We start from the raw sequence: 6,378 nt of genomic DNA, 5'->3' as shown, positions 1-6,378 counted from the left end.
CTGTCGTGAATGACAAGCCTTTTTATATTAGTTTTTAAATATACCTATAGCGTTACCTCACGAATGTTGTTTCGAAAAGTTCCACCACCAAGTATGATTTAAAGTTGTGTACATGTTTTTAATTTTTTCAAATATAGAAATGAATATTTAATTATTCAAATTTTTTATAAAAAAGATAAAAAAAAAGAATCCAGCACGTGCTGGATTCTAAGAATTTCGTTGTTAAGATTTACTTTGTTTTAAGGTTAAAACTTGAGATTTACGTTCAAATCAAAATTATCATAAATAGCTTTGTCCTTGAGGTTGTCAAAGAAACTCGCCGATCTGAATTTGATGTCATATTTGGTGCGGTCAACTTTAAGGTCGGCTTTAGCAGTATTTCCAGAAACCACCATGTCAAAAGTGTTTGGATTGGTGATGCCCTTGATGGTTAAATCGCCGGTTACCTTGTATTTGCCGTCTTTTCCTGATACGTTTGTAATGACAAATGTTGCCGTGGTATGTTTTTCAGTACTGAAAAAATCATCTGATTTTAAATGAGCTTCAAGATTGCCTTTCATTTCACCTTCTAAGTCAGTCACTGTTAAGGTTGGCATGTCCATGATAAAAGATCCGCCCGTCAACTGATTTTTGTCGTCAAATTTAAGTGCGCCTTTTTGAAGAGTGATATGGCCATCATGGGTTCCAGTGACTTTGTGTCCTTTCCAAGTGATTTTACTATTGTTGACGTCAACAGGCTTTTCAGTAGAAAGGGTGAATGAACTGGCTACAAATGCTATTGCTAAGATTAATGTACTTTTCATAATTGTTTTTGTTGTTTTGATTTTAATTGTTTTAAGTTCTAAGTTTTGTTAATAAATTATTTAGGGTTGTTAACTCTTCATTGGTTAGGGAAGTGGTTAAATTGGTTTCTGCTTCATCAAGGATAGGATCGATGATTTTTAAGAGTTCCAAACCATCCACGGTAATAAAAATTTCAACTTTTCTGCGATTGTTTTCACATGTAAAACGCTTCACAAGATTTTTTAAAATAAGTTTATCCACCAGTCTTGTGGTGTTGCTCATTTTACTGACCATTCGGTTCTGAATGTCCTGTAAGTTTGCAGGATTTCCTTTTTTTCCTCTTAAAATTCTCAGAACATTAAATTGTTCGATAGAAATATCAAAAGGTTTTAAAGCAGTTGAAATATTTTCCCTAAAAACAATGTTGGTATATGAAATATTCAAAACCGTCCTTTTGGTCAAGGATAACGGTGATGCGGTCATCAGTATGTTTTCGATCTCATTCATATATACAACAATTGTATATACAAATTTATGTTTAATTTTGATTTCACAAAAAATAAAGCGCTATAATTTTTTGTTAAAATTTGTTTCGATGTCAAATCCGCATTATTTTTATACCATGAGAACTATTTTTTTTTTAGTACTATGCTTTATGTTTTCTTGTAAGCAAGAAACAGGGCAGAAGGAGACTGTTGCCACCAAAGATACCTCAACGAGTTATACAGCGCAGCCTTTAGAAATTGTGGATTACGAGGGGTTAAAACCGTATTTAAAAACAGATTCGGATAAAGTTTATATTGTAAACTTTTGGGCCACTTGGTGCGCACCATGCATTAAGGAATTGCCTTATTTTGAGCGGATAAACCAAACGTATCGCGATAAAGATGTTGAGGTGTTATTAGTGAGTATCGATTTTCCAAAAAAATACGAATCGCATTTAAAGCCATTTATAGTCAAGCACCAACTTAAATCTAAGGTTATGGCGTTAAATGACATGGATTCGGCTACTTGGGTTCCTGGTATTGATCCCAATTGGTCTGGTGCCATTCCGGCGACTCTTATTTTTAACAAAGACAAGCGTCAATTTTACGAGCAGACCTTTACTTATGAAGAATTGGAAATGGAACTAAAACATTTTTTGAAATAAAATATTATTGCTGATCCGTTTAATCAGCGTGTTTTTTTATCAAATTTTCACAACCTAAATTTGATGAAAGACACTTTAGTTTTTTTCGTTTATATTATTAAGAAAGATTAGTTTTGTGACTTCTAAAAATAATAATTATGTCAGATTTATCACAACAAGAATGGGCTTCACAATTAGAAAACGACAGTAATGCCGTGATTATTGATGTGCGGACAGAGGAAGAGATCCGCGAAGGTTATATTCCAAACGCCATCCATTTGGATATTTATAAGGGCCAGGAATTTATTGATGCCATTGAAAAATTAGATACCGATAAAAGTTATTATCTGTATTGCCGTTCTGGTGCCAGAAGTGGTCAAGCTTGTTCCATAATGAACCAATTGGGATTTGAAAAAACCTATAATTTAATGGGAGGTTTTAGTAATTGGACGGGACCATCAACACAATAAAAATTAATTTTTTCCGTTAAGTGGCATTATGCCAATCCTAATGAAACGTTTTCTTCTGATTTTCTTCATTGTTTTTTCATTGTTTCTCTTTGGATGTGAAGAACCCAATGGGCAAATAACATTAGTGACACCTGAAGAGATGGTAACCCTAATGGAAATGGAAGATGTGCAGCTTGTTGATGTCAGATCTGCTAAACAACGACTGCAAGGATTTATAAAAAACTCCCAAAACATCGATTTTAATTCACCAACATTCGATGAGGATATTCGCAAATTGGATAAAAGCAAACCAGTTATTTTATATTGTGGTGACGGTCGTTTGAGTTCAAAATGTGCTAAAAAGCTTAAGGACGCTGGTTTTATAAAGATTTACGATCTTGAGGGCGGTATGACACAATGGCTTTTTGATGATCATGATATTGAAATGGATCAATAAAAATTCCTGCTAAACGTTTTATTTCTTGTTCACTTCTTTATAAAAGCTGGTAATCAAGCTTTTTATGAATTATCGCATCCTAAAATTCGATTTAAGGCTAATTGTCTAAAACTTATTCTAATTATTTTATTAACCTATTGTTCCTGTATTTTTAATAAAAATGGATACTTTAGCTTGAAGAGAAATTAAGGTTTTTACCGTTTCGCTGTCTTGCCTAATATTTTAGATAGGTTGATAAATTGACGTTTTGAAGCACTAAACTTTGGTCGGGACTTTTCATTTTCAAAGACTGTAATATTGGACCACTATAAAAATAAAATACTTGTTTTATGGGCAAAGCTAAAGGATGGTGATGTGCGCGCTTTGGGTGATCTTTATGATATTTATGCGGATAGGCTATTTGCTTACGGCATGCAGCTTTCCAAAGATAAAAGTCATGTGATGGATGCCATCCATGACCTGTTTTTGAATTTGTACAAATACAGAAAAACACTTGCCGCAACCGATAACGTGACTTTTTATCTCTTCAGATCCTTAAAAAACAACATCCTTAAAGTTGAAAATAAAAATCGATCCTTTGTTCCTTTCTTCTATGACGAAAATGAAACAAGTGGCGAACTTTCCATTGAAGATCGCATTTGTGCTGAGGAATTTGAAAACGACCGTGCTTACAAACTTGCAAAAGCCATTACCAAATTGAGTAAAAAACAAAGGAAAGCTTTGTTTTTAAGATATACCGAAGAGCGTTCCTACGAGGATATTGCCACCATTATGAACGTTTCCATCCAAACTTCCAGAACCATTATTTATAGAGCCGTCAAGACTTTGCGGAAGCAGATTTATGTGGGCCTCATCTTATTTTTATTGAATTATTAAGATTTATTTAAACTTTTTCAATAAAAAGTGTCTATAAACTAAACCTATCTGACTTATAGTAGTAGGACATCGTGTGTTTTGTTGTGATTTCAATGAAAACCCCATGTTTTATAATCTATTTAGTTGGTGCTATGAAAGGTGATTCACAAAAAAATATAAATTTTCAACCGCTTTCAAAAAAAGAACGTGCTGCATTGAAACGACGTATTACCGGTTCGGTATATAGTTATATCCGTCGTAGAAGGCTTTTGAAATATGGCACAGGAGTGTCTACGATCCTCCTCCTTATTTTTATTTCTATTGCATTTTTTTCGACGCCAACACCCCAGCCTTCATCTATTGAATCGTTTGCGAAAACTGTAAATGCTTTGGAACCGAGCAATAAGGTACAGCTTGTATTAAGCGATGCGCACAATATTGAAATATCTGAAGATAATTCGGCTATTAGTTATTCGAGTACGGGCGAGCAAGTACAAATTGGAAAAGAACATTCCATAAGTCAAAAAACAACCTATCAAGAAAAAACGGTTTTTAACACCTTAATCGTTCCATTTGGCAAACGTTCAGAAATTGTTTTGTCCGATGGGAGCAAGGTATGGTTGAATTCTGGTTCTAAATTGATATTTCCAGCGCAGTTTGAAGCAGATATAAGAGAAGTATATCTTGAAGGAGAGGCTGTTTTTGAGGTGGCACATCGTCAGAAACAACCTTTCATTGTCAAGTCTGAGCATCAAGAAATTGAAGTTTTAGGAACGGTGTTTAATGTAAGTAACTATAAAGATGATCATGCCATCTATACTGTTTTGCAAAGTGGAAGCGTTGAGATCCATCTTACGGACGACAAACTTTTCGGTACACAAAAATCTATCAAGATCGTTCCTGGCACTTTGGCTGCTTTTGATAAAGATGAGAAAACGATAAAAACACAAACGGTAGTTACTGAACCTTATTTTTCATGGCGCGATGGCATTTTTATTTTCAAAAACGATTCGCTCAAATCGATCATGAAAAAAATATCGCGCTATTATAACGTTGAAGTTAAGATAAATGACAAAAACTTGGCCAACGAAACTTTTTCTGGCTATCTGGATGTCAAGGAAGATATTGAACATGTCATGCAGACCATTAAAGCAACGCAATCGTCAGAATTTAATTATGAATTAACTCAAGATAACAAACTAATTATTAACTAAAAACCAAACTTCATTAAAACATGAATCCGATAAAAAAAGCTAGAAGATGCGGCAACATCCTCTAGCGTAAAAAAAATCAATACCACTGTAAATCAGCAATATTAACCACTAAAACAAAATTATGAATAAAAATGAGAACCTTTATTCTTTTAAAAGGATAAAATCTTTTAGATACTATTTGGTACATATGATGCGCGTTTTCCTCTTATTAGTAACCTTTGGTTTGGGATCGGCTTTTGCGAATTTTTCAAAAGCGCAAACCAAAATGGATATCAACGTTAAGGATGTTTCCTTAGAAGAATTGTTTAATGAAATTCAAAGCAAAAGTGAATTCATTTTCTTCTATAAAGATGCTGTATTAAAGCACAAAGTGTCATTAAAACTCAAAAATGCTACGGTCGCAACTATTTTGGATACGGCTTTAAAAAACACGAATCTGATCTATAATATTGACCTTAGGCAAGTGGTCATTAAGGAAGATCCGACTGTGGATGCCGATAAAATGAGTAGTCAAAGTCAGCAGCAGCGTCCTATAAAAGGAACGGTTGTGGACGAGGCTGGCGTACCACTAATGGGTGCAACCGTGCAAATCAAAAACACCAACAGAGGTGTGACCACCGATTTTGATGGGAATTTTGAATTGTCAGTTCCTAATGACGCTAAAGCATTGGTAATATCTTACTTAGGTTTCGTGACCAAGGAAGTTTCAATCGAAGGCGTATCAACGGTTAATGTCACAATGATTGCCGATAATATGGCATTGGAAGAAATTGTGGTTATTGGTTATGGCACCGAACGGAAATCGTTGATCAGTGATGCCGTGACTGCTATTAGCTCAAAACAAATTGAAGGATTACCTGTATCGTCGGTAGATGGTATTCTTCAAGGCCAAGCTTCTGGTGTTCAGGTGATGCAAAACTCTGGAACACCTGGTGGTGAAATGTCGGTAAGGATTCGTGGACTAACTTCCATCAGTGGTTCTAGCCAACCGCTTTATATTATTGATGGTATTCCTGTAACGACGGGCGATTATGGACAATTGAGTTATTCCGGTCAAGGAGCAAGTGCTTTATCTGATTTGAATCCCAGTGAAATTGCTTCTATCAGTATTTTGAAAGATGCTTCGGCAACAGCAATTTATGGTGCCAGAGCTTCCAACGGAATTGTGTTAATTACTACCAAACGGGGTAAGGCACAACAATCTGTGGTCAATGTCAACGTGTTTTCTGGAATGCAGCGCACGTGGAACAAATTGGATATGCTTAACGCCAGACAATGGATGGAATATAGAAATGACCTTACGGGAACGACGGTTTTTACACCAGAACAAATGAATAATATTAAGGTCGATACCAATTGGCAAGATGTGATTTTTAGAGATGCGCCAATTAGCAGCTATGAGGTTTCGGCAACTGGAGGTTCAGAAAAAACCAAATTTTTTATCAGCGGAACTTTATTTGACCAAGAAGGAATTTTGATCGGTACGGATTA

General features: G+C 35.1%; 8 protein-coding genes. 6 read left to right on the top strand and 2 right to left on the bottom strand.

Translation table 11 applies throughout. The features are described from left to right. Positions 1–245: 245 nt before the first annotated feature. Together VNJ50_RS13075 and VNJ50_RS13070 are read right to left on the bottom strand one after the other, a co-directional pair. Positions 246–803, bottom strand: a complete 558-nt coding sequence (locus VNJ50_RS13075) for a YceI family protein (RefSeq protein WP_325582628.1) — start codon at positions 801–803, stop codon at positions 246–248. 31 nt (positions 804–834) lie between these two features. Beyond that, on the bottom strand, positions 835–1,290 hold the full coding sequence (locus tag VNJ50_RS13070; RefSeq protein ID WP_325582626.1) for a MarR family winged helix-turn-helix transcriptional regulator: 456 nt from the start codon (positions 1,288–1,290) through the stop codon (positions 835–837). 88 nt (positions 1,291–1,378) lie between these two features. On the opposite strand from VNJ50_RS13070, the gene VNJ50_RS13065 reads away from it, so the two are divergent. The 6 genes from VNJ50_RS13065 to VNJ50_RS13040 all read left to right on the top strand — a co-directional run. Further along, the gene (locus tag VNJ50_RS13065) at positions 1,379–1,933 is read left to right on the top strand and encodes a TlpA disulfide reductase family protein (protein WP_325582624.1); all 555 of its coding nucleotides are present in this window, start codon (positions 1,379–1,381) and stop codon (positions 1,931–1,933) included. Positions 1,934–2,070: 137 nt separating this feature from the next. Beyond that, positions 2,071–2,382: a rhodanese-like domain-containing protein gene (locus VNJ50_RS13060; protein WP_325582622.1), complete on the top strand. Its 312-nt coding sequence runs from the start codon at positions 2,071–2,073 to the stop codon at positions 2,380–2,382. A 40-nt stretch (positions 2,383–2,422) separates the two neighbouring features. Next, on the top strand, positions 2,423–2,818 hold the full coding sequence (locus tag VNJ50_RS13055; RefSeq protein ID WP_325582620.1) for a rhodanese-like domain-containing protein: 396 nt from the start codon (positions 2,423–2,425) through the stop codon (positions 2,816–2,818). 297 nt (positions 2,819–3,115) lie between these two features. Beyond that, on the top strand, positions 3,116–3,694 hold the full coding sequence (locus VNJ50_RS13050; RefSeq protein ID WP_325582618.1) for a sigma-70 family RNA polymerase sigma factor: 579 nt from the start codon (positions 3,116–3,118) through the stop codon (positions 3,692–3,694). 92 nt (positions 3,695–3,786) lie between these two features. Beyond that, the gene (locus tag VNJ50_RS13045) at positions 3,787–4,887 is read left to right on the top strand and encodes a FecR family protein (RefSeq protein WP_325582616.1); all 1,101 of its coding nucleotides are present in this window, start codon (positions 3,787–3,789) and stop codon (positions 4,885–4,887) included. 121 nt (positions 4,888–5,008) lie between these two features. Continuing rightward, positions 5,009–6,378, top strand: a 1,370-nt coding sequence (locus VNJ50_RS13040; protein WP_325582614.1) for a SusC/RagA family TonB-linked outer membrane protein, incomplete at its 3' end; no start/stop codon positions are given.

The organism is Gelidibacter sp., from assembly GCF_035577925.1.
In the GTDB taxonomy this organism is placed as follows: domain Bacteria; phylum Bacteroidota; class Bacteroidia; order Flavobacteriales; family Flavobacteriaceae; genus Gelidibacter.
This window is presented reverse-complemented; position numbering and strand designations above follow the sequence as displayed.